General features: G+C 70.8%; 18 protein-coding genes and 1 riboswitch. Of the genes, 8 read left to right on the forward strand and 10 right to left on the reverse strand.

All coding sequences use genetic code 11. The annotated features are described in order from the left end of the window. Positions 1–25: 25 nt before the first annotated feature. Complete coding sequence (locus LV75_RS09115) at positions 26–1,255, forward strand: MFS transporter (RefSeq protein WP_253886362.1); 1,230 nt, start codon at positions 26–28, stop codon at positions 1,253–1,255. Here LV75_RS09115 and LV75_RS09120 read toward each other — a convergent pair. From LV75_RS09120 to LV75_RS09130, 3 genes are all read right to left on the reverse strand, one after another. Continuing rightward, a complete protein-coding gene (locus tag LV75_RS09120) occupies positions 1,252–1,482 on the reverse strand; it encodes a hypothetical protein (RefSeq protein WP_253886363.1) in 231 nt (76 codons plus the stop codon). The two genes, LV75_RS09115 and LV75_RS09120, sit on opposite strands and share 4 nt — an antisense overlap. 99 nt (positions 1,483–1,581) lie before the next feature. Beyond that, positions 1,582–2,610 (reverse strand): ribonucleotide-diphosphate reductase subunit beta, encoded by a 1,029-nt coding sequence (locus LV75_RS09125; protein WP_253886364.1) that lies wholly within the window; start codon positions 2,608–2,610, stop codon positions 1,582–1,584. Next, positions 2,607–4,946 (reverse strand): ribonucleoside-diphosphate reductase subunit alpha, encoded by a 2,340-nt coding sequence (locus LV75_RS09130; RefSeq protein WP_253886365.1) that lies wholly within the window; start codon positions 4,944–4,946, stop codon positions 2,607–2,609. Before LV75_RS09130 ends, LV75_RS09125 begins: the two co-directional genes overlap by 4 nt. Positions 4,947–5,049: 103 nt before the next feature. After that, positions 5,050–5,263: riboswitch (cobalamin riboswitch) on the reverse strand. Between the two features lie 128 nt (positions 5,264–5,391). On the opposite strand from LV75_RS09130, the gene LV75_RS09135 reads away from it, so the two are divergent. Next, entirely contained in the window at positions 5,392–8,658 is a 3,267-nt protein-coding gene (locus LV75_RS09135; RefSeq protein WP_253886366.1) for a CHAT domain-containing protein, read from the forward strand. Here the strand turns inward: LV75_RS09135 and LV75_RS09140 are convergent. Beyond that, a complete protein-coding gene (locus tag LV75_RS09140) occupies positions 8,643–10,103 on the reverse strand; it encodes a CATRA conflict system CASPASE/TPR repeat-associated protein (protein ID WP_253886367.1) in 1,461 nt (486 codons plus the stop codon). The genes LV75_RS09135 and LV75_RS09140 overlap by 16 nt on opposite strands. Beyond that, positions 10,003–10,308, reverse strand: coding sequence for a CATRA system-associated protein (locus tag LV75_RS35430; RefSeq protein WP_253886368.1), 306 nt, complete (start codon positions 10,306–10,308; stop codon positions 10,003–10,005). Before LV75_RS35430 ends, LV75_RS09140 begins: the two co-directional genes overlap by 101 nt. Positions 10,309–10,502: 194 nt before the next feature. On the opposite strand from LV75_RS35430, the gene LV75_RS09150 reads away from it, so the two are divergent. Genes LV75_RS09150 through LV75_RS09160 form a run of 3 tightly spaced genes read left to right on the forward strand, consistent with a single transcriptional unit; the run spans position 10,503 to position 14,677 of the window. Next, entirely contained in the window at positions 10,503–11,276 is a 774-nt protein-coding gene (locus LV75_RS09150; protein ID WP_253886369.1) for a hypothetical protein, read from the forward strand. 12 nt (positions 11,277–11,288) lie between these two features. Further along, on the forward strand, positions 11,289–13,967 hold the full coding sequence (locus LV75_RS09155; RefSeq protein WP_253886370.1) for an ATP-binding protein: 2,679 nt from the start codon (positions 11,289–11,291) through the stop codon (positions 13,965–13,967). Then, positions 13,964–14,677, forward strand: a complete 714-nt coding sequence (locus LV75_RS09160; RefSeq protein WP_253886371.1) for a hypothetical protein — start codon at positions 13,964–13,966, stop codon at positions 14,675–14,677. The genes LV75_RS09155 and LV75_RS09160 overlap by 4 nt, the downstream gene beginning before the upstream one ends. A 1,501-nt stretch (positions 14,678–16,178) precedes the next feature. On the opposite strand, the gene LV75_RS09165 is transcribed toward LV75_RS09160, so the two are convergent. Beyond that, positions 16,179–16,625, reverse strand: coding sequence for a MarR family winged helix-turn-helix transcriptional regulator (locus LV75_RS09165; RefSeq protein ID WP_253886372.1), 447 nt, complete (start codon positions 16,623–16,625; stop codon positions 16,179–16,181). A gap of 62 nt (positions 16,626–16,687) precedes the next feature. Here LV75_RS09165 and LV75_RS09170 point away from each other — a divergent pair, with 62 nt between their 5' ends. Continuing rightward, positions 16,688–17,056, forward strand: a complete 369-nt coding sequence (locus tag LV75_RS09170; protein WP_253886373.1) for a VOC family protein — start codon at positions 16,688–16,690, stop codon at positions 17,054–17,056. Between the two features lie 10 nt (positions 17,057–17,066). Here LV75_RS09170 and LV75_RS09175 read toward each other — a convergent pair whose 3' ends face one another. The 3 genes from LV75_RS09175 to LV75_RS09185 are packed head-to-tail and all read right to left on the reverse strand — an operon-like array spanning position 17,067 to position 21,414. Beyond that, entirely contained in the window at positions 17,067–18,137 is a 1,071-nt protein-coding gene (locus LV75_RS09175) for a serine hydrolase domain-containing protein (RefSeq protein ID WP_253886374.1), read from the reverse strand. Between the two features lie 25 nt (positions 18,138–18,162). Further along, positions 18,163–20,685 (reverse strand): FtsX-like permease family protein, encoded by a 2,523-nt coding sequence (locus LV75_RS09180; RefSeq protein WP_253886375.1) that lies wholly within the window; start codon positions 20,683–20,685, stop codon positions 18,163–18,165. Between the two features lie 3 nt (positions 20,686–20,688). Then, on the reverse strand, positions 20,689–21,414 hold the full coding sequence (locus LV75_RS09185; RefSeq protein ID WP_253886376.1) for an ABC transporter ATP-binding protein: 726 nt from the start codon (positions 21,412–21,414) through the stop codon (positions 20,689–20,691). Positions 21,415–21,559: 145 nt separating this feature from the next. Between LV75_RS09185 and LV75_RS09190 the strand changes: the two genes are divergently transcribed. Both LV75_RS09190 and LV75_RS09195 read left to right on the forward strand, forming a co-directional pair. Next, on the forward strand, positions 21,560–22,819 hold the full coding sequence (locus LV75_RS09190) for a sensor histidine kinase (RefSeq protein ID WP_253886377.1): 1,260 nt from the start codon (positions 21,560–21,562) through the stop codon (positions 22,817–22,819). Positions 22,820–22,977: 158 nt separating this feature from the next. After that, positions 22,978–23,337 carry an RNA-binding S4 domain-containing protein gene (locus LV75_RS09195; RefSeq protein ID WP_253886378.1) on the forward strand — a complete coding sequence of 120 codons (360 nt, stop codon included), beginning with the start codon at positions 22,978–22,980 and terminating at the stop codon, positions 23,335–23,337. Between the two features lie 6 nt (positions 23,338–23,343). Here the strand turns inward: LV75_RS09195 and LV75_RS09200 are convergent, their stop codons facing one another. Continuing rightward, the gene (locus LV75_RS09200; protein WP_253886379.1) at positions 23,344–26,208 is read right to left on the reverse strand and encodes an ATP-binding protein; all 2,865 of its coding nucleotides are present in this window, start codon (positions 26,206–26,208) and stop codon (positions 23,344–23,346) included. Positions 26,209–26,276: the final 68 nt, after the last annotated feature.

Below are 26,276 nucleotides of genomic sequence, written 5' to 3' on the forward strand. Positions count from 1 at the left end.
GAACCGCCCCCGACTTGGAGCGACCATGACCACGACCACCACCCGCCCCGGCGTCCGACGGGCGCTGACCGACCGCGGCGCGACCGGTCGGCTCGTGCGGGCCGCGCTGGTGGACGCGGTCGGGACGGGCCTGTTCCGGTCGGCGTTCGTGGTGTACCTGCTCACCCACACCGGGCTCAGCTCGGGCGAGGTCCTGCTCGGGCTGAGCGTCGCGGCGGTCTGCGGTCTGGTGTGCTCGGTCCCGATCAGCGCGCTCGGCGACCGGTACCCCCCGGTCCGGCTGCTGGGGGTGTTGCACGCGTGGCGCGCGCTGTGGTTCTGCGCGTACCCGTTCGTCACGGGTTTCGGCGGCTACCTGGCGGTCGCGGTGCTCACCGGTATCGCCGACCGGGTGGCCTCGCCGGTGCTGCAGAGCGCGATCGGGTCGGTCGCCCCGGCGGGCGACCGGGTCGTGGTGATGGGTGTGGTGCGGGCGGTCCGCAACGTCGGGTTCACCGTCGGCGCGCTGACCGCGACGGGGGCGCTCGCGCTCGGCTGGGACCAGGTGGTCCCGCTGGGCAACAGCGCCTCCTTCGCGGCGGCGGCGGTGTTGGTGTGGCTGGTCCCGATCGTCCGATGTGGACAACCGGAGCGCGGGCGGGTGTCCAGGACCGCGGTGTTGCGGGACCGGCGTTACCTGCTGCTCGCCGCCGTCAACGGGGTGCTGGCGATGTACCTGACGGTGCTCTCGGTCGGTCTCCCGCTGTGGGTCACCACGCACACGGCGGTGGACGGGGCGTACGTACCGCTGCTGATCTCCGGCAACATGGTGCTGGCCGTGCTGTTCCAGCCGGTCGTGGCCAGCCGGGTGCGCAGCTTGCGGCACGCGGCCAACTGCTGCCTGGGGTCTGGCCTCGCGCTCGCCGCCACCTGCGCCTGCTTGGCGGTCAGCGCCACCCCCGCGCTGTGGCTGGCGATCACGGCCCTCGTGCTCGCCGTGGCCACCCACACCCTCGGCGAACTCCTGCACTCGGCTGGCGCGTGGGAGATCTCCTACGACCTCGCCCCGCCTGCCCGCCGCAGCGTCTACCTCGGCGTGTTCAACCTCGGCGTGGTCGGCCAGGACATCGTCGGGCCCAGCGCCATGGCCCTGTGCGTCACCGCGGGCACCCTCGGCTGGCTCACCCTGGGCGGGGTGTTCGCGCTGGCGGGCGCGGCGGTGGTGGGACTGACCCGGCCTCTTGCGCGCGCGCCCGCCCGGCGCAACGAGGACTAGGCGTACCAGGCGCGGAAGTACCAGCCGGAGGTGCCGCCAGGGCCGCCGGGGAGGAGTCGGTACTCGCAGAGCTTCGCCGGGTGGTATTCCAGGAACTCCTCGCGGGTCTGCTCGCAGGTGGACTGCTGGCTGAACGGGCCGACCCATTCCCAGGCCGCCGACGCCGTGGGGGCCATGGTCGACATCGCGACGACGACCAAGCCCGTGATGATCCCCATCCGCTTCATGTGATCATCCTCGACGGGGGCCGGTTCGATGGGCAATCCACCGAGCGGCGCACCCGGCCCGACCCGCGGCACCCCGGCGGGTGTCGCGGGTCGGTCGGCTCAGAAGTCCTCGTCGAAGGTGACGGTGCCGGAAACCGCTACCTGGTAGGCCGAGACGCGGCGTTCGAAGAAGTTCGAGAGTTCTTGGACGTCTTGGAGTTCCATGAAGGCGAAGGGGTTCTTGCTGCCGTAGATGGGTTCCAGGCCCAGGACCTGCAGCCTGCGGTCGGCCACGTGTTCCAGGTACGAGCGCATGTCGGCCACGGACATGCCCGCCACGCCCTGGTCCAGCAGGTCCTCGGCGAACTGGGTCTCCGCGTCGACCGCCTCGCGCATCATCTGGCGGACCTGGTCGTGCAGCTCGTCGTCGAACAGGTCCGGTTCCTCGCGGCGGACGGTGTCGACCACGTCGAAGGCGAAGGCCATGTGCATCGACTCGTCGCGGAAGACCCAGTTGGTGCCGGAGGCCAGGCCGTTGAGCAGGCCACGGGAGCGCAGGAAGTACACGTAGGCGAAGGCGCCGTAGAAGAACAAGCCCTCGATGCAGGCGGCGAAGCAGATCAGGTTGAGCAGGAAGCCGCGGCGGTCTTCGCGGGTGTCCAACCGGGACAGTGCCGAGATCGAGTCGATCCACTTGTAGCAGAACTCGGCCTTGGCCCGGATCGACGGGATGGTCTCCACGGCGGCGAAGGCCTCGACGCGGTCGTTCTCGTCGGGCAGGTAGGTGTCGAGCAGGGTCAGGTAGAACTGGACGTGCACGGCCTCCTCGAACAGCTGCCGCGACAGGTAGAGCCGGGCCTCCGGGGCGTTCACGTGCTGGTACAGGTTGAGCACCAGGTTGTTGGCGACGATCGTGTCACCGGTGGCGAAGAACGCGACCAGCCGGTTGACCAGATGCCGTTCGGCCGCGGAGAGCTTGGCGAGGTCGGCGAGGTCGGAGTGCAGGTCGACCTCCTCGACGGTCCAGGTGTTCTTGATGGCGTCGCGGAAGCGGTCATAGAACAACGGGTACCGCATGGGCCGCAGCGTCAGGTCCATGCCGGGGTCGAGCAGGGCGAGCTTGCGGGCGGTCTTCTCTAGCGTGGTCACTGGCATGCCTCGCAGGACTCGGGGTTCTCCAGGGAGCAGGCGATGGCCTCGGCCGAGGGCACCGCGGCCGTCGGGACGGTCGCCTGCTGGATGCGCGTCGCCGGGCGGGAGCGCAGGTAGTAGGTGGTCTTGAGCCCGGTTTGCCAGGCGTAGCGGTACATCGAGGACAGCTTGCCGATCGTCGGCGCCGCCACGAACAGGTTCAGCGACTGGCTCTGGTCGATGTACGGGCCGCGCGCGGCGGCCAGGTCGATCAGCGCCTTCTGCGGCAGTTCCCACGCGGTGCGGAACAGCTCGCGCACCTCGGCGGGCAGTTCGGTGAGCCCCTGCACGGAACCCTCGTCGCGCTTGAGCCGGGCCCGGACCTGCTCTGTCCACATGCCACGCGACTTCAGCTCGCGCACCAGGTAGGAGTTGATCTGCAGGAACTCCCCGGACAACGTTTCGCGCTTGAAGGTGTTCGACACCTGCGGCTCGATGCACTCGAAGCAGCCCGCGATGGAGGCGATGGTCGCGGTGGGCGCGATCGCCACCAGCAGCGAGTTGCGCAGGCCGTGCTCGGCGACGCGCTCGCGCACCGCGGCCCACCGCTCGGTCTGCGTCGGCGTGACACCCCACAGGTCCGGCTGCAACTGGCCGCGGGCCGAGCGGGTCTGCGGGTACGCCGGGTGCGCGCCAGCGGCGGCGGCCAGCCCGGCGGAGGTCTCCAGCGCGGTGAGGTAGATCTCCTCCGCGATGCGGGTGGAGAGCTCCCGCGCGGCCTCCGAGTCGAAAGCCAGGCGGAGCTTGAAGAACACGTCCTGCAGGCCCATGACACCGAGGCCGACCGGGCGCCAGCGCGGGTTGCCGCGCCCGGCCTGCTCGGTCGGGTAGTAGTTGATGTCGATCACCCGGTCGAGGAAGACGACCGCGGTGCGCACCGTCGAGCGCAGCCGCTCCCAGTCCATCCCGTCGCCGAGCACGTGCGCGCCGAGGTTGACCGAGCCGAGGTTGCACACCGCGGTCTCGTCGTCGCTGGTGACCTGCAGGATCTCGGTGCACAGGTTGGACAGGTGCACGACGTTGCCCGGTTCGGCGGTCTGGTTGCAGGTCCGGTTCGCGGTGTCCTTGAAGGTCATCCACCCGTTGCCGGTCTGCGCCAGCGTGCGGATCATCTTGCCGTAGAGCTCGCGCGCCTTGACCGTGCGCACCGCGCGGCCCGCGTCCTCGGCGGCCCGGTAGGCGCGGTCGAACGCCTCGCCCCACAGGTCGACCAGCTCGGGCAGTTCGTCGGGGTCGAACAGCGACCAGTCGGTGTCCGCCTCGACCCGGCGCATGAACTCGTCGGGGATCCAGTTGGCCAGGTTGAGGTTGTGCGTGCGCCTGGCGTCCTCGCCGGTGTTGTCGCGCAGCTCCAGGAACTCCTCGATGTCGGGGTGCCAGGTCTCCAGGTACACGCACGCCGCGCCCTTGCGCCGCCCGCCCTGGTTGACCGCCGCGACCGAGGCGTCCAGGGTGCGCAGCCACGGCACGATCCCGTTGGAGTGCCCGTTGGTGCCGCGGATCAGCGCGCCGCGCGAGCGGACCCGCGACCACTGCACGCCGATGCCGCCCGCGAACTTCGACAGCCGGGCGATCTGGGCGTACCGCTCGTAGATCGACTCCAGCTCGTCGCGCGGGGAGTCCAGCAGGTAGCAGGAGGACATCTGGGTGTGCACGGTGCCGGAGTTGAACAGCGTCGGCGAGCTGGGCAGGTACGCCAGCGAGGACATCAGCCGGTAGAAGTCGATCGCCTCGGCCGCGGTGTGCGACAGGCCGCAGGCGACCCGCAGCAGCCAGTACTGCGGCAGTTCGACGACATCGCGGCGGACCGGGTGGCGCAACAGGTAGCGGTCGTAGACGGTGCGCAGGCCGAAGTACTCGAACCGCCGGTAGGCGGTGGGGTCGACCGCGTCGTCGAGCTTGCGCGCGTTGGCCGCGACCAGCCGGGCGGTGGCGTCGCCGATCAGGCCCTCGGCGTGCCCGAGGGCGATGCTCTGGCTGAACGAGTGCACGCCCTGGCCGCGGACCTCCTTGTCGATGTAGGCGCTGAGCAGCCCGGCGGCGAGCCGGGAGTACTCGGGTTCCTCGGCGACGAGTTCGGCGGCGGTCTGGATGGACAGCCGGTCCAGCTCGGCGGTGGTGGCGCCGTCGTAGAGGCCGCTGATCGTCTTGGTGGCGACCCGCAGCGGGTCGATCTCGCTGAGCCCCTCGGCGCAGCGCCGCACGGCGCGCACGATCTTGTCGACGTCGACGGGCTCGAGCGCCCCGTCGCGTTTGCGCACCCGCATCGTCGTGACCGTGTCGACGGTCGTCACAGCTGTCTCCTCGCGAGCCTGGGCCCCGGGGGCGAGGAGGAACGGGCGCGCGCGACCGCCACGTCCTCACGCCCTCCCTCGGGGCCGCGGACCCCCGCCCACGGCCGCGGGCGGGGTGCTGGCAGGTCTTCGGACTCACGGGCGTGCCTTGGCTCAAGGCGCCTACCGGCCGTCGCTTCCCAGACGCGGGCGTCCAGTGCTTCGTTGACGGCTTTCGTTCCCGTTCACCGCTGCGGGGCAGTCCCGGAATCACACCGGGTTCCCTCTTGCGACGACCGCTCTGGCTGAGCGGCCGAACCAGCTAGTCGGCACAATACATGGATGTCCCAGGGCTTCTGGGACCCCACATGTAGTGGGGGTGTCGCCGCGGATCCGGCTGTCACCCGGTGGGTCGGATCGGGTCGGCGCAGCACCACCGGCGGTCACGCGGTGGGATGCTCTGGCGATGGCGAGCACGGGCGACGAGCGGATCGGGTACACCGACGACGAACTCGTCGAGCACCTGCTCGCCGAGCTCGACACGGTGGTCGCCGCGCCGACCTGGGCGCGGCTGCACAGCTACCTGGAGACCAGCACCTGGTTGGTCACCCCCCAGGTGCGCGGCGCGGTCCGGCGGCTGACCGCGCGGGCGGAGCGGACCCAGCCCGCGGCGGCCCGCGGTTTGGCGCACGCGGGCGCCCGGCTCGACCGGGCGACGACGGTCGTGGTCCCCGCGGCGCCGGACGCGCGGACCGCCGTGGTGCTGCGGCTGATCGACGACCGGGGGCGGGTGGAGCTCACCCGGTTCCTGCTGGTGCACACCGAGCTGCACCAGGGCCCGGGGTTGGCGGCGACCCTGGCGGTGATCGACGGGATGCTGCCGATCAACAACGACACCGTCGGCGGCCGGTTGCGCGACATCCGCGCGCTGCTCCTGCGGTGCGCCGAAGTCGGGCCCGCCGCCGCGGCCGCCGAGGTGGACTTCGAGGTCGCCTTCCCGCACCTGGGGTTCCCGCCCGACGCCGTCGAGTTCATCGACCTGGTGTGGCCGCGAGCGCTGGCGGGCGGCGGCGACCGGCTCGACGCGCTCCTGCGGCTGCACGCGCTCGTCGAGCCGGACATGGTCTCGGTCCTGGACCCGGACTCGCTCGCCGACGTCCGCATCGGCATCGGCATCGCCCACCGCCGCCGCTACCAACGCGCGGAACACCGGGCGGACATCGACCGCGCGATCGGCTGCTTCGAGCAGGCGGCAGCCGGGTACACCGACGACCTGTCCCGGGCGCGGGCCATGCTCAACCTGGCGACCTGCCTGGACGACCGGTACTCCGACTGGGGCGAGCCCGCCGACCTGGACCGCAAGGCCGCCACCTGCCGGGAGCTGGTCGAGCTGAGCGAACCAGCGTCCCCCGAGTGGCTGGCGGCGACCGGGGGCCTGGGCACCTCGCTCAAGGACCGCTTCCGGCTCACCGGCGACCCCGACGACCTGGCCGAGTCGCGCGACCGGCTCACCGCCGCGGTCGAGGTCGCCGCCGAGCGGTACCCCGACGAGCTGCCCCGGGTCCAGCACAACCTCGGGCTGGCGCTGCTGGAGAGCTACCTGTTCACCGGCGTGCTGGCGTTCTTGCGCGGGTCGGCCGACCTGCACCGGCGCAGCGTCGCGGTCACCGCGGGGTCGCACCCGTCGTGGCCGGTGCGGGTGATGTCGCTGGGCAACACCCTGCGCCAGCTGCACGACACCGCCGACGACGAGGCGGCGCTGCAGGAGTCGGTCACCGTGCTGCGCGAGCTGGTCGAGTCCGGCGCAGGCGGGCCCTCCATCCAGTACCGGGCGAGCAACAACCTCGCGCTGTCGCTGGCGCAACGGCACAGCCTGCACCGCGACGCCGCGGACATCGATGAGGCGATCCGGTTGCTGGAGGACCTCTTGGCGGTGGAGCCCAAGAGCAGCCCGGTCCGGGCGGGACACGTGGTGAGCCTGGCGACCTGCCTGCTGCAACGGCACCGCGAGAGCGGCGACCCCGACGACCTCGACCGCTCGGTCACGCTCTACGACGAGACCGGCGGGGACACGGTGGCGCCGGGGTGGTTCGGCATCGTGCGCGACCAGAACCGTGCTGCCGCGCTCGCCGCCAGGTACGACCGGTCCGGGTCGGCCGCCGACCGCGACCGGGCGATCACCCTGTACCGAGACCTCTGCGCGACCGCCGCGGCGGCCGGGGCCACCGAGGCGGGCTGGCGCTGCGCCGAGGCGTGGGCGCGGTGGGCCCGCAAGCGCGGGGCGTGGGCCGAGTCGGCGGAGGCGCACGGGTACGCGTTGCCGCTGATGGACCAGTGGTACCGGGACCAGCACACCGCCGAGGGCCGCCGCAACGTGGCCGAGCAGATCCGCAACTACGCCTGGTACATGGCATACGCCTGCGGGAAGGCCGGGGACGGTGGCGCGGCCGTCACGGTGCTGGAGCAGGCGCGGTGCCTGTGGTTGACCGACGTGATGGACTGGGACGCCGCCGATCTGGCGTTGCTGGCCGAGGTCGATCCGGAGTCGCACCGGGCCTGGCTCGCCTGCCAGGAGAGGTCGGCGCAGCTGCAGGCCACCCTGGCCGGATCGCCGGAGGTCGGACCGGCCGCGGCCACGGCGATGCACGCACTGCGGGGCGAACTGGCGGCGCTGCGCGACGAGGTGCGGCGACTCCCCGGCCTGGCGGGGTTCCTGGAACGGCCGGGAGGTGACGAGGTGTTCGCGAAGGCGTCGCCGCGCCCGATCGTCTACCTGATCACCGTCGACGTCGGCGGGTTCGCGTTCATCGTGACCGCGGACCGCGTCCAGGTCATTGAGCTGTCCGCGCTCACCGAAAGCGCTTTCCACGAGCGGCTGCAGCCGTACATGAACGCCGAGAGCAACCGCGACGCCAACGTGCGCGAGTACGTCGAGGAACTGGACCGGGTGACCGGCTGGCTGTGGGACGAGGTGGTGTCCGAGCTCGTCGCGCACCTGTCCGGAGTGGACTCCTTGACCCTGATCCCGGTGGGGATCCTCACGTTCGCGCCGTGGCACGCCGCGTGGACCGCCGTGGACGGCGAACGGCGGTACTGGTCGGACACCTGCTTGATCACCTACGCCCCGACCGCCCGGGTGCTGGCCGAGGAGCCGGACGAGTCCGCGCCGAGGACCGTGCTCGCCGTCGGGGACCCGGTGGGTGCCGGGTTGCCGTGGTCGGAGCGGGAACTGCGGGTGGCGGCCGCGACGGCGGGGTCGCGGTTGCTGCTGGGAGCCGAGGCGACCCCCGACGAGGTCTTCCGACTGCTGCCCGAGCACGACGTGCTGCACCTGTCCTGCCACGGCTCGCTGCAAGCCGATCCGATGAACAGTTCGCTGGTCCTGGCCGGGGGCTCCCGCCTGGCCGTGCGGGACCTCACCCGCAGACGGCTGGCGCACCTGCGGTTGGCCGTGCTGTCCGCGTGCGACTCGGCGTTCCCCGGTATGGACCTCGCGCAGGAGGCCGTCGGGTTCCCCGCGATGCTGCTGTCAGCGGGCGCGACGGGCGTGATCGGCGCGCTGTGGCCGGTCAGCGACCTGAGCACCGCGGTGTTGGTGGAGCGGTTCTACGAGCACTGGCGGGCGGGTGAGCCACCGGCGGAGGCCCTGCGGTTGGCGCAGCGGTGGATGCGCGGGACCGAGCGGTACTCCCAGCCGTTCCACTGGGCCGGGTTCGTCTACTTCGGACGATAGGCCCGGCGGCCGAGTACGGCCGCCACCGCGGTGCCCGCGACGAAGGCAGCGCCGCTGAACAACACCGTCCACTCGGGAAACACGATCCACGCCGCCATCGCGGCGACGACCCCGCAGCCGAGGTGCACCGGCACGAGTGACCACCGCCGGTCTGGCACGACGACCCGCAAGACCACCAGGGAAGCCAGCAAGGCCAGGGAGCCCAGCACGGCGATGACGGCCGGTTTGGCGTGCGCGGACAACGGCACCGTGTACTGCAGTGACTGGATCGCGGCGAGGCTCATCAGGATCGCGCCCACGACCCCGGTCAGCGCCAGGTTCACGCTCTCCTGCCGCCGTTGCCTGGCGCGCTGCAGGATCTGGTCCACCAACGCGCTCACGTGCGCGCACCGCTGCAGGGCCGCTTCGAGGTAGGTCGCGTCGTCGTCGAGTTGGCCCGCGAACCACTCGGCGAGGCCGCGGTCGTCCTCGAACAGGCCGCCGAGGTGGGGGTCACCGGCGAAGGCGGCGAGATTGGCGGTCGCGATGTCCACCGTCCGGCCCATCTCGCGCAGGCGGGTGGACCGGTCGATCAAGCCGAGTTCGCGTGCCTGCAAAGAGGTCAATCGCCGCGCGGCGTCGAGGAGTTCGCCGTGGGCGGGGTCGCGTCCCGGCCGCACCGCGGCCAGCAGGGTGCGGATGGTCGAGTCGGCCTCGGCGCGCAGGTCCCGCGAGTCCGGCGCGGCCTGCCACACCCGCACCTGGTAGCGCAGCTTCGCCGCGTGCAGCAGGTACTTGGCCAGCGGCGGCAGCGCCAGGCCCGCGCCGATCCAGGCCCAGGAGCTCAACTCCGCGTCCTGCTCCTCCCCCGCGAGCACCACCAGCCGCCGCTGCGCGCGGGACTCGTCGGGAGCGGACGCCTCCCACACCGCAAACCCTTGCGGCACGGTGATTCCCCGGTCTGGCCAGGTGGCCGGGGCGCTGGGATCGGCGGGGACACCCGACGGCGGCGCACCGGGTTCGGGCAGGCACGCGAGGAACAGCCGCGCCACGCCCAGCACCCCCGGTGTCGGTGGCGCCATCACGGCGGACCACTGAGCGTCGAGGTCGGCCCAGAGCAAGCCGTCCGCGGGATCGGGTTCCACCACGACCGACAGGCAGAACACGTCGTGCTCGCGGCGCAGCACCGCTTGGTGGATCCCGGAACCGGGGCGGGTCCTGGCGGCGAGCACCCCGTCGGCGGCCCAGTCCGGCTCGATCGCGACACCGGGAACCGCGTCGGTCATGGCGAGTTCCGCACCGCACGCCCGCCAGACATCGAGCAACCACGCCCGGTCGGTCGCGTACAGGTGGACGACCAGAGCCTCACCGCGGGGCGGGTGGTTCCTCGCGCTCGGGGGTCGGTCGCTCGGCGTCGAGGGTGTGGACCAACTGGTTGACCCGTTCCCGGACGGCCTCCGGAACACCGACCGCCAGCGCGTCCTCGATCCGCAGGACCCGCGTCGGGGCCGCCATGTCCAGCTCATGCAGCACCCTCCGGACCTCCTCGACGTCGTCGTCGGCCACCGCGGCCGCGAGCTCGTCGAGCGCAGCGGCCACGGCGCGCCACCGGGTCCCGACCATTCGCCAGGTCAGGACCTCGTGGAGGACGGCCGCGCTGTCGATTCGCACAAGGACACATCCTATTGACCGCACCGCACCGGGGCGACCCGGACTTGCATGACGAAAGCTGGACACGCGAGGACCGGACGGGTGGCGGGGTGCAGCCGAACGGGCGACTTCGGTGCCGGATCGCGCACATCCCGCGACCGCGTACCGGTACAACGGGAAGACCCGGCGTGCCGGGGCCGGTCGGGGAGGTCGCCATGGTGGAACTGAGCGGGCACGCGGTGCACCGCACGATGGTTGTCGTTGACATAGCGGGATTCGGCTCACCGTCTCGGACGCTGCCGCACCAGATCGGGGCCAGGGAAGGGTTGTACGCGGTGGTGGCCGAGGCGCTGCGGTTCGCCGGGATCCCGTGGGAGTCGTGCTACCACGAAGATCGCGGGGACGGCGTTGTCGTGTTGGTGCCGCCTGAGTTCCCGAAAGCGCCGCTCGTGGAGTTGGTGCCCGAGGCGTTGGTGCGCGGGGTGCGCCGCCACAACAACACCAGCCACGAGGCGGCGCGCTTCCGACTGCGGCTGGCGGTGCACGCGGGTGAGGTCGCCACCGATCGGCACGGGATGACCTCGACGTCGCTGACCACGGCGTTCCGGCTGCTCGACGCGCCGCCGCTGAAGGAGGCGCTCGCCGGTTCACCCGGGGTGCTCGCCATGATCGTGTCCGGCACGGTGTTCGACGAGGTCGTGCGGCACTCCGCGGTGCTCGACACCGCCGACTTCCGCGCGGCGGAGATCGCGGTGAAGGAGGTCCGCGAGACAGCGTGGATCACTCTGCCCGACCACCACCTGCCCGGACATCCCTCACCTGACGACCACCGGCAGGCTGACACCACTGGGCCGCGGCAAAACCTGAACGCCTCCGGCAACGAGACCACCGCCACCACGTACCACCAGCACATCTCGGGCGGCGGTGGGGGCGCGCAGGGACCAGGGGCGAGCGTGGTCGTCAACCACAACCACGCGCCGGGCTCCTGACCGGGGGTCACTGTGGTTGAAGACAGCTATCGGCAATACATCGAGCCCGGCGCCGCGGGTGCCGCCGGGCCGTACTCGACCGCCACCGTGCACAACCACTACGGGCGGCGCGGGTACGGGCTCGAGGAGTTCCCGCGTCCCAGCAGTCCCGGGAACGCATGGCTGATGGCGCAACCGAGCCGCTTGCTGGACGCCCGAGCCCAGGTCGTGGGTTTCCTCGGCAGGCAAACGGAATTGGCCCAGCTGGCGGACTGGCGCGATGCCCGGGACGCCAACCGCTCCGTCCTGTTGTTGCACGCGCCAGGCGGGCAGGGGAAGTCCCGGCTCGCAGCCGAGTTCGCCGAACGGTCGCGTGATCCGCGATTGCCCAACGCAGAGCGGTGGCGGGTCTCGCAGGCGCGGTTGGACGGTGGCGCGGTGCGGCGAGTGTCCGAAAAGGACGAACCGGTCGGCGCGGGCGCGATGCTGATCGTCGACTACGCGGACCGCTGGGCGCACGACGAACTGGCCGCACTGCTGGCCGAGCCCGCGCTCAACCGGGCCGGACCCACCCGGATCCTGCTGATCGGGCGCACGGTGCGGTGGTTCGCCGCCATGCGAGCGGCCCTGGCGGAGCAGCGGACCTGGGCCGGCGACCTGCTGCTGCCACCGCTGCGGGACGAGCGCCAGGCGATGTTCGCGGCCGCGCTCGACCGGTTCAGCGCGCCGGACCTGTACGACCTCGACACGGTGCCCGCAACGGTTCCGTTGACCCACCCCGACTTCGGACTGGCCCTGACCGTGCAGATGGCCGCCCTCGTCGCTGTCGACGCCCAGCACAGGGGCACGCGAGCGCCGACCACGCCGCACGAGCTGTCCGCCTATCTGCTCGACCGCGAATACCAGGCGTGGCAACGGTTGTTCGACGCCGGGGGCCAGGGTCAGGACTACACCACCCGACCCGCGGTCATGGCCAAAGCCGTCTTCACGGCCGTGCTGACCGGCGCGGTCAGCCACAAGACCGGGGCCTCGGCGGTGCGGGAACTCGACTTGCCTGGCCACCCGCAGGAACTCCTATTGGACCACCGTTTCTGCTATCCGCCGACCGACCGTTCGTTGGTGCTGGAACCCCTCTACCCCGACCGACTAGCCGAGGACTTCCTCGCCTTGCTGACCCCCGGGCACGACATCAGCGCCTACGACCCCGACCCGTGGACGCTCGACGTCCCTGCCTCTCTCCTGCGCGAATCCACCGGCCTGCGCACGACCATCGTGAGCCGAGCCATGACTTTCCTCGCCGCAGCGGCGGAACGATGGCCGCACATCGGTGAGAAGACGCTGTACCCGTTGCTGCGCCACGACCCGCACCTCGCGGTCGAGGCAGGCAATGCCGCACTCGTCGCGTTGGCCTCGATTCCGGACCTGCCTTTCGAAGTCCTCCAGCAGGTTGACAAGGAGTTGCCGCTGGACCACCACATAGACCTCGACGTGGGAGCGGCCGCGATCACGGACGTCCTCGCACCGCTCTTGCTCGACCAAGCGCAGGACCCGGCGGTACGCGTGTCCCTGCACGGCTACTACAGCAGCAGACTCGCCGCCGCCGGACGACACCATGAAGCCCTCGAACAGTCGCTGCTGGCTGCGCCGCTAGTCGAGGAACTGCTCGCGGCGGATCGTGCGACTCATCTTCCGATCATCGCAATACAACTGGGAAATCACGCGATCCGGCTGGCTCAAGCAGGGCGGAACCAGGAGGCTGCCACGACCTCCCGTCGCTCTGTCGACTACTACGGCGAGCTGGCGGCCACCGACAACACCTGGCTACCCGAGGCTGTCCGGGTGATGAGCAACCACGCGGCTCGCCTCGCCACTCTCTCACAGCATGAAGAAGCAGCGCGGTTCTCGCTCCGCGCTGTCCACCTTCGCGAGGAGCTCGTCAGGCAAGACCGTGCTGCCCATCTCCCCGGGCTGGCCGTGTCCGTGCTCAGCCATGCGCGCAGGCTGGCGGAACTGCGGCGTTTGGCGGAAGCACTGGTCTACTCAGGACTCGCGGTGGACCACCTCACGGAGCTGGTCGACGCTGATCGCGCCACCCACCTGCCCGAGCTCATCATCGCGCTCGGGATCCACGGTGAGCGACTCGGCGAACTCGGACGCCGAGAAGAGGCGCTGGCCCTGTCACGGCGCGCCTTCGACCTGGCCGAGTCTTTGGTCGAGGCGAACCACGACGCCTACCTGCCCCTCCTGTTGGCCGCAGCCGACCGCCACGCAAGCGATCTGACACTGCTGGGGCGCGTGCACGAGGCTATCCCGGTATCTCAACGAAACGTCGAGCTCGCCGAGGAATTGGTGGGCATCAACCGTTCCGGCGAGCTCCACCGGGTGGTGAGAGCCTTCACCACCCACGCCACGCGGCTGGCGTTGACCGGGCACCGCGAGCCCGCGTTGGAACACGCACAACGCGCGGTCGCCGTGAGCGAGGAGATCTCCCCGCTCGAGTTGGCCGGAGCGTTGCTGGGCCACACCGCGGTGCGAATCCTGTTGACCACGGACTTGGCACAAGCCGAGAGTGACGCGACCCGGGCGCTCACCATCTACCGCAAGCTGGGCTCGTCTGAACCCGCCGCGTTCGCCGACCACGTGCGCATGGCGGAGACCTTCCTCGCCAAGACCCGCGCCTTGCTCAACCGCGACCAAAGGGGAGAAAGATGAGGACCCGACTGCTGTGGCTGCTACTCCCCCTACTCCTGGTGAGCTGCGCCCGCCGCGGGCATACCGACCACCACGACTCATCAACACCCCACCGCTCCGCATCACACCCCTCCGCCGAAGTAGACGGCGGCGCGGCAGTGGAGCTACCAGTACCCGAGATCGACCTCGGCGCACCGGCCGCGGTGCCTACTACGACACCACCGAAGCCCACCGACACAACAGAAGAGGAACTACAGGCGATCCCCGCCGGAACCTGCTTGCCCCTATACCGAGACGGCCGCGAATGGAGCGTGTCCACCCTCCCCGCCGCCATCTCCTGCGAAAGCGACCGGGCAGGAGTCTTCCTGGTCACACAAACCGGCGCCACGTCCTGCCCCAACGGCGTCGGACAGGACGTGTGGTCGTACTACTCAAGGATCACCGGCAACACCACAACCCTGTGCCTCAACCGGGTATGGACAAAGAACTACTGCGTCCTGGCCGAACAGGTCGGCGACACCGTCAAGGCCATCGGCTCATCCACCGCCGTGGACTGCCGAGCGACCACTGCACCCAACCCCTACAACCAAGTACTCATCATCTCGGGCGCCTACAAAGCCCCGGCTGGCGCCAACCCCAGACACTGCATGCTGAACGCCAGAGACACACGCCCCTACTGGACCCTCCTCGCCAACGACGGCAACACCCTAGTGTGCTTCACCACCCGCTGAACCCACCCCGGTCACCCGACTGCAGAAAACTCCGGCACCACCCCGCCCCCACCTGAGTCGGCCCCTGGACACCCGGAACTAGCTGGCTCCTACCCACCCCACGCAAGATCATCTGCCACAAGAGCCCCCGACATACAGCCTAACGAGAGGGTCCGACAGAACCGGGCCAGCAATTGCGGCCTGTGGACAACAAACCACGTTGTGGACAACCACCCGCGAACCCAACCCCAGGACCCACAAACCTGCCAGCGCCACCCAACCCAGCGAGCTGACCCACCCAAACCCGGACCCTGGACACTCAGAAGCCGCCGGCGCCACCCCAACCCCCGCCAGGACCGCCCCAACCCGGCCAGCCCCTGGACACCCGGACCCAGCGGTGCCAGCCCGGCTGCCGTCAGATCCGCCCCAGCGCACCTACCCAGCACCTGGACACCCGGAACTCGCTGGCTCCAACCCGCCCAACACAAGATCATCTGCCACAAGAGCCCCCGATACACAGCCTAACGAGGAAGCCCGACAAAACCGGGCCAGCGATCGAGGGCTGTGGACACCAGAGCACGTTGTGGACAACCGCCAGCCCACCCAGCCCCCGGGACACTCAGAAGCCAAGGCGCCACCCAGCACCCGCCAAGACCACCCCACCCGGCCAGCCACCGGACACCCGAACCCGGCGGTACCACCCCAGCTGCCGCCGAATCCACCCCAGCCCACTTGGCCGACCATTGGACACTCGAACCCAGCGGTGCCAGCTGGACTTCCGTCAGGTCCGCCCCAGCCGACCCCTGGACGCACCGGAAGTCGCTGGGTTCTGCTCGCCCCGCAAGATCATCTGCCGCAAGAGCCCCCGATATACAGCCTAACGAGGAAGCCCGACAGAACCGGGGCAGCCATCGAGGCCTGTGGACAACAGAATACGTTGTGGACAACCACCCGCCAGTCCACCCAAACCTGGCCCCTGGATCCTCGGACCCAGCGGTGCCAACTCAGCGCCCGTCAGGTCCGCCCAACCCACCTAGCCGACCACTGGACGCTAGGAAGATCCGGTGCCACCCCAGCCCGCCCTCGTCGACCTTGCCAGCCCAGCCCCTGGACACTCGGACCCTGCGGTGCCATCCCGGCTGCCGTCAGGTCCGCCCCAGCCCACCTTCCCAGCGCCTGGACAGTCGGACTCGCTGGTGCCAGGTGCTCGATGGGTGGACCTGTTTTGTGTGGGGGGACGGCAGCCGTAGCGTCGGTAGCGGACAGGGCCATGCTTTTCGGCCCCTGCTGTGCGGTCCTGCCACGGGTGTCGTAGGGGCCCCGCACAAAACAGGTCCACCGCATCGAGCAAAGCTCGAAAAGTCGCGGATCGGGCGCCGAGGTCGCCGCTAGGCGACGAGGCCGTCCGATCCGGTGGCCGAGGTTGCCGCCAGGCAACGAGGCGTCCGATCCCGGGTCGCCGAGGTCGCCGCCAGGCAACGAGGCCGACCCCGGAGCCGAAGGTGGAGGCAAGCCGCCGCACTCAATCGTCGTGCAGGGAACGGATCATGCTTCGCAAGATCCGAAACGCATCCGCCCGCTCAGCCTCACTCATCCCCGCCAGCATCCTGACCTCAACTGCACGAACCGCCGCCGTAGCCTTCTCCAGCTTTCGCCTGCCGAGGGGCGTGAGCCGCGCGGGTAAGACCTTCCCGACCGACGCCTCCGCGGGCCTGCTCACCTGTCCCTCCCGCTCCAGCGCCTGGAGCAGAACGTTCATCGTCTGCCGGGTCACGAAAGCGCCTCGAGCGAGTTCGGAGTTCGACAAGCCCGGGCGTTGGGCCAGCAGCTCGAGGCAGGAGTAGTGCGTCACGCTCATCCCGAGTGGCCGCAGGACCTCGTCCATGGCGGCACGCAGGGCGCTGGACGCCTCTTTCAGCAGGTAGCCCAGTGACGTGTCCAGGTCGACACCAGCTCCGCGTTGCGTCATGTCAGTATCCTGACATACAGTGAGCCGTGTCAGAAGACTGACACAGTGGAAAGGACCTCGCCATGCCCGTCACCGGACCGGACTTCATCTCACTCCAAGCGCGCGACCTCGGCGCTTCGCAGGCGTTCTACGAGCGGTACCTCGGTCTTGTCCGCTCCCCGGCAGGACCTCCGCACGCCGTCGTCTTCGAGACGAAACCGATCGCGTTCGCGCTCCGCGACATCGTTCCCGGCACCGATCTCGCGTCCGCCGCCCGGCCCGGCATCGGTGCCGCGATCTGGCTGCACGCCACGGACGTCCAGGCCATCCACGATGCTCTAGTCGCCGACGGCCACTCCATCGTCTCCGCGCCGATCGACGGCCCTTTCGGACGGACCTTCACCCTCGCCGACCCCGACGGCTACCACATCACGCTCCACGACCGCGCCTGACACCCGAGCGTCACCGCGAGCACACGGCCGCCTCCACGGCCGCCATCGTGTGATCAACCTCCACCATCTCGTTGACCGTCACGTTCACCGCCACCCCCTCCGCCGTGACACCCCCGCGGGTCCGGAACCCCGGCAACGACCCGCCATGCCCCCAGATCTCCTTCCCGCAAGACAACATGATCCGCATCAACCCCAACCCGTACTCGGCATTCGGCAACGCCGCGGCAGGCACTGTCCGCTTCATCTCCGTGAGTTGGGTATCAGGCAACACCCGCCCGCCCAGCAGCGCTATGTAGAACCGGTTCAGATCCGCGCCGGTGCTCACCATCGCCCCGGCTGCCCCAGCCATCGTCGTGTTCTGGTCGGTGTAGTCGACCAGCACACCGTCAACCTCCTGATACCCGCGGGGATGCCGACCGCGGATCCCCGTCTCGGACGGCCGAGGGAAGTACGTCGCGCCAAGGCCAAGCGGCACGATCAGCCTGCGCGTGATCTCATCGCCAACCGAGCGGCCCGTGACCTGCTCGATGACCATCCCGGCCAGTGCGTAGTTCGTGTTCGAGTACGCCCAGTCGGTACCTGGCGCGAAATGCGGCCGCAGGGTCATCGCGGCGTCCACTTGTTGGCGTGGAGTTGTTGCGCTCCAACGGTTGTCGTAGAGATCCAACAGATCCAGGTAGTCCACCAACCCGCTCGTGTGCTGGAGCAGCTGCCGGATCGTCACCGCGTGGAGGACGCCGGGGAGGTAGTGCTCGGCGGGGGCGTCCAGCACAATTCTGCCCTCGGCTACCAGTTGGAGCATGACCGTTGCGACGAAAGCCTTGGTGTTGCTGCCGATGCGGATCTGGGCTTGGTGCGGGAAGGGACCGCCGGTGCGCAGGTCGCCCACGCCGCGGGTGATCTCGTGGCTGCGGCCCCGTTCGGTGATCACGGCCTGCGCGCCGGGCACCCCGTCGGCCTTGATCAGGTCGTCCAGGGCCCGGGTGACCGGTGAGCGGTCCGGTGTGCGGCCCGGGCTGGTCGCGGCGACCACCCCGAGGCCTGCGGTGAGCGCGACCGCGACGAACCTGTTGGTGAACAAGGGACTCTCCTCAGGTGGTGCGCGCTCAGTCGCGCAGGCCGATGGCGTCGATCGGTCGGTTGCGCAGGCTGAGCCGGGTGGGGACGGTGATCGCGAGCAGGCCGAGCAGCACGGCGGAGCCGATGATGCCGAGGTACACCAGCACCGGACCGGAGGGCACCGGGTCGCCGGTGAGGCCGAGGCCGAGGAAGGTCAGCGGCAGCAGCGGGATGAGGCTGCCGACCACGACCGCGATGCCGCCGACCATCAGCGCCTCGGTGCGCATCATGCGCTTGACCTGCCGTCTGGTGCCGCCGATGAGGCGGAGGAGGGCGAACTCGCGGACCCGTTGCGCCGTGGTCATCACCAGGGTGTTGGCGACCGAGATGACGATGTAGCCGAGGACGACACCGAACGCGACAACGTTGACCCAGAACTGTTGTTGTTGCACCGCTGTGCCTGCCGCCTTCATCGCGGTGCGGTCGCCGACAACGAGGCTGGGGAACTGCGTGCTGAGGCCCTGCAGTGCCTGAGTGACCGCAACGTTGTCCGCGGTGGGCGCCAGCCTGACCAGGATGGAGCTGTCGACCTGGTCGGTGCTGTGCGCGCGGGCGGTCGCGGCGGGGAGCAGGAAGTCGCCGAACGCGAGGTCGTGGGTGTAGGTCGCGACCAAGCGCAACTCGGTCGAGCTGCCGTCGCCGAGGTGGAGCGGGACGGGGTCGCCCAGGTTCTTGTCCATCCAGCTCGCCTGTGCCTTGCTCAGCGCAATGGTGTCGCCGGTCAGTGCGGTGATGTCTCCGGTCACCGAACCGAGGTCAACGGTGCCGCGCACCTGGTCGCCGTCCACACCGAGGGCGGCTCCCTGGTGAAGTTCCAGGTCCTCGCCCATCTTTGTCGTGGTGAACACCTGGGTGCGCACCATAGGGGTCGCGGCCGCAACGCCGGGGATTTGTCGCACCGCGTGCGCGGCGGCGGGCGGCAGGCCACCGGCCTGGCTGGTGATGACGTAGTCCGCGACGGTGCTCAGCTCGGTCTGCCGCTGCACGGCCGCAGTGTGCGTGGTCTGGCTGAAGAACTGGGCGACCGCGAAGCCGACCGCGAGCATGAGCGGGGTGATCGCCGCGGCCAGCCGCCGGGTGTTGGCGCGGCTGTTGGCCGCCGCCAGGTAGCCGCCGACCCGCGAGACCCGGCCGAGCGGACCGGCGAGCAGGCGGATCGCCGCACCGACCACCCGCGGCCCGAGCGCGCCCACGCCGATCACGATCACCAGCGCGGACAGCACGCTGAGCCCGGCCACGATCGGGCCGTGCAGGAACAGCGGCAGGGTCGACCCGACCACGCCCGCGACCAGCGCGACCACCCCGACCGCGGTCCGCACCCGGCCCAGCTCGCGCCGCTGCACCGAGGCCTCACCCAGCGCCTCGACCGGCGAGATCCGCGACGGTCCGCGCCCGGCGGTGTACGCGGCGAGCCTGGCCGCGCCCACCCCCAGCAGCAGGGCCCCCACCAGCGGGAACGGCCCGAGCGCGAGCTCGAAGTCCGCGGGGATGATGCCGATCCGGGCGAAGGCGTCGCGCAGCAGCCACGCGACCGGGATCCCACCGACCGCGCCGAGCAGGCCAGCGACTCCGGTCACCAGCAGAGTCTCGGCGCCGATCAGCGACCGGATCTGCCTCGGCGTCGCCGCGATGGCCCGCAGCAGGGCGAACTCCCGGCGCCGTTGCGCCACCGACAGCGCGAGGGTGCTGCTCACCACGAACACCATGACCAGCACGACCACGCCCCCGAAGGAGGCCGCCAGCGCGGTGAGGATCGCCCGCGCCTGGCTGACGTCGGCGAACTCGACCGTGCCCCGGTCGTTGCCCGTCGCCACCTCCAGACCGGCCCCGGCCAGCGCCCGCTCGACCCCCGCGGCGTCGCCGAGCACCCCGATCGCGTGCACCCGCCCCGGCCTGCCGAACAACGCGCTCGCCTGCTCCTCGGCGAACCACAGCGCCGACTGCCGGGTCAGCCCGTCCGCCGCCGCGATGCCGCTCACCTGGTACTCCCGGGTGCCCAGCGGCGTCTCCACCCGCACCCGCTGCCCGGGCGTCACCCCGGCCCGCCCCGCCAGGTTCGCGTCCAGCACGACCTGGTCGGACCCGGTCGGGGCGCCACCCGCGGTGAGCGGGAACGGCCCGAGCACGGCCGCGGCCCAGTTGTGCCCGCGCGTGCCCGCCAGCACCGGACCGGCCTCGGTGACCAGCGTGGCGGGGAAGTCCACCTCGCCGACCGCCGCGCGCACCCCCGGCACCGCCGCGATCCGCCCGGCCAACCCGGCGTCGACCGTCGCCTGTTCCGCCGCGGGCAGCGCCCCCATCGCCTGGACCCCCTCGGGCCGCACCGACTGGTTGGCGCCCACAACGGCCGCCGCGGCCGCGTAGCGCTGCGTGGGCACCCCGGCGCGGATGCCGGACTCGATCAGCACCCCGCAGGCGCCGACCAGCGCGGTCCCGCACAACACGGCCAGGAACGCGCCCACGAACCCGCTCAGCCGGGTCCTGATCGTCTGCAACGAGAGACTCAGCACGGCTCACCACTCCCCGAGGTGCGTCATGCGCTCGGCGACCGCGGCGGCAGTCGGCCGCTCAAGCGAGCCTGCCAGCCGACCGTCCGCGAGGAACAGGGCTCGGTGGGAGTAAGAGGCGGCAACTGGGTCGTGGGTCACCATCAGCACGGTCTGGCCCAAGGTGTCGACCAGGGTGCGCAGCAGCTCTAGCACCTGCCTGCCCGTGCGAGTGTCCAGAGCACCGGTGGGCTCATCAGCCAGCAGCACCTCCGGCCGGGACACGAGTGCGCGGGCAATCGCTACCCGCTGCTGCTGACCGCCAGAGAGCTCAGCAGGCCGGTGACCCAACCGGTTGGCGATGCCCACCTGGTCCACTACCTGCCGCAGCCATGCCCGGTCTGCCTGCTCACCGGCCAGTCGCAGGGGGAGCGTGATGTTCTGCACCACCGTGAGCGAGGGCAGCAGGTTGTACGCCTGGAAGACGAACCCGATCCTGCCGCGTCGCAGCCGGGTCAGCTCGTTCTCGCCAAGACGCGCTAGGTCGGTGTCGCCGAGCATTACGCGCCCCGTCGTCGGCCTATCCAGCCCGGCCGCGCAGTGCAGGAAGGTGCTCTTACCGGACCCTGACGGCCCCATCACGGCGGTGAAGCTGCCCTTGGGTAGTCCTACCGTGACACCGTCCAACGCGGTGACCGCGCCGTCCCCCTTGCCGTACACCTTGCGTACGGCCTCCATCGTCAGCGCCTGCATCCCCATGTCCTTCGCCCAGTGGTCTGATCTGGGAAAAGTCTGCTTCGCCTGCGCCTATAGCTCGATCCCGTGAGCAGGCGAATCGATGGTGGTGCCTGCACTACCGCCTGACTGCTGCAGGCAGCACTACCGCACAATCGGCGGTATGAGCGCCACGTCCACGTTCGGCCGCCTCGACGCAGTGTTCGCTCGGGGCTGGCCCGCGTTGCGCTACCTGCTGCTCGGCGGACTCACCGCGGTGCTGGCGCTGATCGCGGTCAGCGGCCTCTTGGTGGTGACCATCATGTGCCTCATCTTCGGCCTAGGCCTACCTGCCGTCCCCGAGGCCCTGCGCATGGTCCGCAGGCTGGCCAACCTGGAACGGCGAAGGATCGGGCGCGAGCTGGACCTGGTCATCCGCGAGCCCTATCAACCGCTGTCGGGGTCGCTGCGCACCCAGTTGCGGACCCTAGCGTTCGACCCCGCTACCCGCCGCGACCTCGCCTGGGTCGTGTGGCACAGCATCACGGGGTTGGCACTCGGCCTGGTCGCCCTGGGCTTGGCTTCGGAGTCAATCAACGAGGCGCTGCTCATGGCCTACTGGTGGTGGGTGCCGGAGGTGGTCGTGACCTCGTTCGGCATCGCGGTCACGTCGTGGGGCATCGCGTGGCTCTGCCTGGGCATCTCGCTCGGCTGCATCGTCGTCGCGCTCATCGTGCTGCCGCCCGCGGCGCGCTGGCAGGCCAACTTCGGCCACCTCCTGCTCCGCCCCGCCAAGGGCGTCGCCCTGTCCGACCAGGTCGCCGAGCTGACCGCCTCCCGAGCCGCCGCGCTGGACGCGCACGGTGTCGAACTCCGCCGCATCGAACGCGACCTGCATGACGGCACCCAGGCACGCATCGCCGCGGTCATCATGCAACTGGGCATCGTCGGCCAACTCCGCACCCGCGACCTCGACGCCGCCTTCGCCATGGTCGAGAAGGCCCAGGACACCGCCCTCTCCGCCCTGACCGAACTCCGCGACGTCGTGCGCAGCATCTACCCGCCGATCCTCTCCGACCGCGGCCTTGACGGTGCAGTGACCGCTCTAGCCGCCCGCTGCCCCATCCCGTGTGTCCTTGCGATGTCGCCTATAGGCCGTCAACCGGCTGCTGTTGAGGCTGCCGCGTACTTCATCATCGCGGAGGCGCTGACCAACGCCACCAAGCATTCCGGGGCCACGACCGTGACCATCGCACTGCACGCGACCGCGGACACCGTGCACATCGAGATCACCGACAACGGCCACGGCGGCGCGGACGAGAGCCTGGGCACCGGCCTCACCGGCATCCGCCGCCGAGCCGACGCCTTCGACGGTCGAACGGACCTCACCAGCCCGGTCGGCGGCCCGACGGCATTGCGGGTGGCGCTACCGCGCGGGATGTAGAGGTCCACAAGGGACTTCGAGATCGGCGCGGAGAGCAGCCGTGGGCTGGGACGCGGTGCAGACTCCGCAGGTCTCGTCCACGATCCGCGCGGAGCCCTCGGCTGCCTCCGTGCGAGCGGGAAACCGGCAGGTGGGCGCGGGGCCGGCATGATGGTTGGGTGGAATCGGTTCGGATTGACTGCTGGTTGTGGGCGGTTCGGCTGGTGAAGACCCGGCCGGAGGGGGCCGCCAGTTGTCGGGGTGGGCACGTTCGGGTCAATGATCGGCCCGCCAAGCCGTCGACCGTGGTGGTGCCCGGGGATGAGGTGCGGATCCGGGTGGCGGGGACCACGCGGGTCGTCGAGGTCACGCAGACGATCCGGAAGCGGGTGGGGGCTGGGGTGGCGGCCACCTGCTTGATCGACCGCACGCCGAAGCCGCCGCCGGAGGTGGTGGTTCCGGTGGCCAAGCGGGAGCGCGGGGCGGGGCGGCCGACGAAGCGGGAGCGGCGGGTGCTGGATCAGTTCCGCAACCAGTAAGGGTCACTACTGCAGGTCAGACACCCTGAGGTCGCGGCGGGAAACGACCTTGAGCTTGCGGAGGACTCGGGCGGCGTGTTGTTCGACGGTGCGGGGGGACAGGAAGAGGATCTCCGCGATCTGGTTGTTCGTGTGGCCCGCCGCCAAGAGGTGGGCTACCTCGCGCTCACGAGGTGAGAGCGTGTTGCCGTAGCCACGGCGGCCCTGCCGGGATGGGGTAGCGATACCGAGGGTGCGTAAGAGGTGCCTGCACCGGGCAGCGTCATGGCTCGCACCCAGGTCTTCATAGCGTTCAGCGCAGCGGCTGTACGCCTCGCTAGCGGCAGTGTCACCGGCGGGAAGTCGGTGGGCCTCGGCTCGTTCCCATGCGACCGCGGCAAGGTAAGGGGCCGATAGATCCTCATACGCGCGGGCAGCCGCAACGTGGTGCTCAGTGCCCGGCCTCCCCAGGTAATCGGCAACAGCGCCACGGCAAGTGTGCAGCGCGGCAGCGGCAAGAGGCGCGACAACGCCGGTGAGCCCTTCGGCCAGCCACCGGACGACGTCCTCAGCGTCGTGCACGCGGTCCGCGGCGAGGTAAGCGTCAACGGCGGCCGGGGCCAACTCCCCCGCCCAAGCCCAGACGTCCTTGCGGCGCAACAGGGCCATGCCCGCGTCGGCTTCGACGACGGCGAGCACCGGGTCGTCGTCGCGCAGCGCGAGGCGGATCAGGCCCGCGCTGCCACCGAGGGCGACGGGGGTGATGGCGTTGCGGGGGGTGCGGATGCCGGTGTCGGTCAGGTGCGTCGCGGCCGCGGCCCATTCGCCCCGGGTCAGGGCGAGGAGGCCGAGCACGAGGTTCAGCTCGGTGGCCACGGCGACCAGTTCGCGGTACTCGACCAGCAACGACTCGGCCCGCGCGGCCAGCCCGTCCCAGGCACCGGTGAACCAGTCGAGGCGGATGGCGGTGCTGCGCGCGGTGCTGAGCACGTACAGCGCCCCGCTCTCCTCGGCGGCGCGGGTGCCGAACCGCAGGTGGTGGCGCGCGGTGTCGAAGCGGCCGATGATGGTCAGCGAGTCGCCGAGGTTGCTGTGCGCGCGGGCGATCTGGCGCTGCTCCCCCAGCGTCTTGGCGACCGTCGGCAGCGTCTCCAGCCGGTCGCGCAGCTCCGGGTCGCCGATGGCCACCATCGACCCGACCACGTTGGCCATCAGCCAGATCCGCGACTCCGGGTCCGCGCAGTGCGCCGCGATCGCGTCGGCCTTGCGCATCCACGGGGTGACCAGGGTCAGCGGGGTGTCCCCGGTGAACGGCTGGGCCAGCGCGCTCATGCACTTGGCCGCCAGGTCCTCGCGCCCGGAGAGCTCGTCGACGGCCAGTTCCAGCTGGGCGCGGCCCTCGGCGAGCGAGTCGTTCTGCCGCGACAGCAGTATCCCCAACTGCATGCGGACCTCCCCGCGCGCCGACGCCGAGAGCCTGCGGTCGACCAGCAGCCGCTTGAGCAGCAGGGCCGAGCCGCGGATGTCGACGCCGATGAGCGACGCCTCGCCGAGCTTCACGCCGAGGCGGTCGACGTCGGCGCCGGTCAGGGCCGGTTCGGCGAGCAGGCGGCGCAGCAGCGGGGTCGCGGTGGTCGCGTCGGAGACGGCGAGGGCCTGGTCGGCGGCGGCCTCGCCGTAGCGCAGCCAGTCGGCGCGGCGGTTGGCCAACCTGCTGTGCTCGGCGAGCTGCACCAGCGGCAGCGGGTCGAGCGCGCTGAGCAGGCGCACGGCCCTGGCGTGCAGCTCGCGGCGCTCCATCGCGCTGATCGTGCTGTAGACGGCCTGGCGGGCGAGGGTGTGCCGGAAGGCGCAGGTGCCGTCGCCCTGGTCGTGCAGGATCGAGCAGGCGGCGGACTCCTCGACCGCGGCGCGCAACCGGTCGCCGGTGAGCCGGGCGACCTGCCCCAGCAGGTCCACCCCGGCGGGGATGGCGAACACCGCGGCGGCGCGGACCAGCCTGCTCGCGTCCGGGGACAGCGCGGCCAGCCGCTCGGCGACCGACTCGCGCAGCAGCACCGGCACCTCGCCCTGGTCCGAGAGCCGTCGGGCGGTGATCTCGGTGACGTCGGTGCCCTCGGCGAGGGCCCGGCCGCGCAGCGCGCGCAGCACCTCCTCCAGCACGAACGGCAACCCGGCGGTCTGCTCGTGCAGCTCGGCGGCGAACGCGGCGCTCACCGCGTCGGTGCGCAGGATCGCCGCGGCCAGCATCCGGACCTGGGCGGGGCCTAACGGCCGCAGCCGCACCAGCTCCGCGCTGACCCCGGAACCCGGCCGGTACGCGGTGCCCAGCGGCATGTCACCGGAGACGTCCTCGCGCCGGTAGGTCACCGCGACCGCGAGCTCCGGGGGCGGGTCGGCCATCAGGAAGCGCAGCAGCTGCAGGGTCCCGTCGTCGGCCCAGTGCAGGTCCTCGACCACCAGCAGCGCGGGGCCGAGCGCGGCCAGCACCTCGCGGATCGCCCGGAACAGCAGGTGCCGGTCGAAGGCGGGGTCGGCGGTGGCGGTCTGCGGGCGCGGCAGCACGTCGGCCAGCTCCGGGATCACCGTGCGCAGCACCGAGGTCACCGGGCTCAGCTCGCCGCAGCGGGCCAACCGCTCGCGCGCGTGGCGCAGCGCCTCCAGCACCGCGCCGAGGACGAACGGCTCGCGCAACTGCTGGCAGTACCCGATGAGCACGACCGGGGAGTCGGTGTCCATCGTGGCCACCAGCTCGCGGACCAGTCTGCTCTTGCCGACGCCCGCCTCGCCCTCCACCTGCACCAGCGCGGGCCTGCGGCGCACGAGCAGTTGCAGCAAGCCGAGTTCGTGCTCGCGGCCGATGAGTTGGGTGTGCGGTTCGTGGCCGGTCATGGCTCTCCCATCACCGTGGGGCGGGGGGCCGGTTCGCCCCCCGCCCCGCGGTTCACCTCAGTGATCAG

The sequence above is a fragment of the Actinokineospora diospyrosa genome (genome assembly GCF_024171925.1).
Lineage (GTDB): Bacteria > Actinomycetota > Actinomycetes > Mycobacteriales > Pseudonocardiaceae > Actinokineospora > Actinokineospora diospyrosa.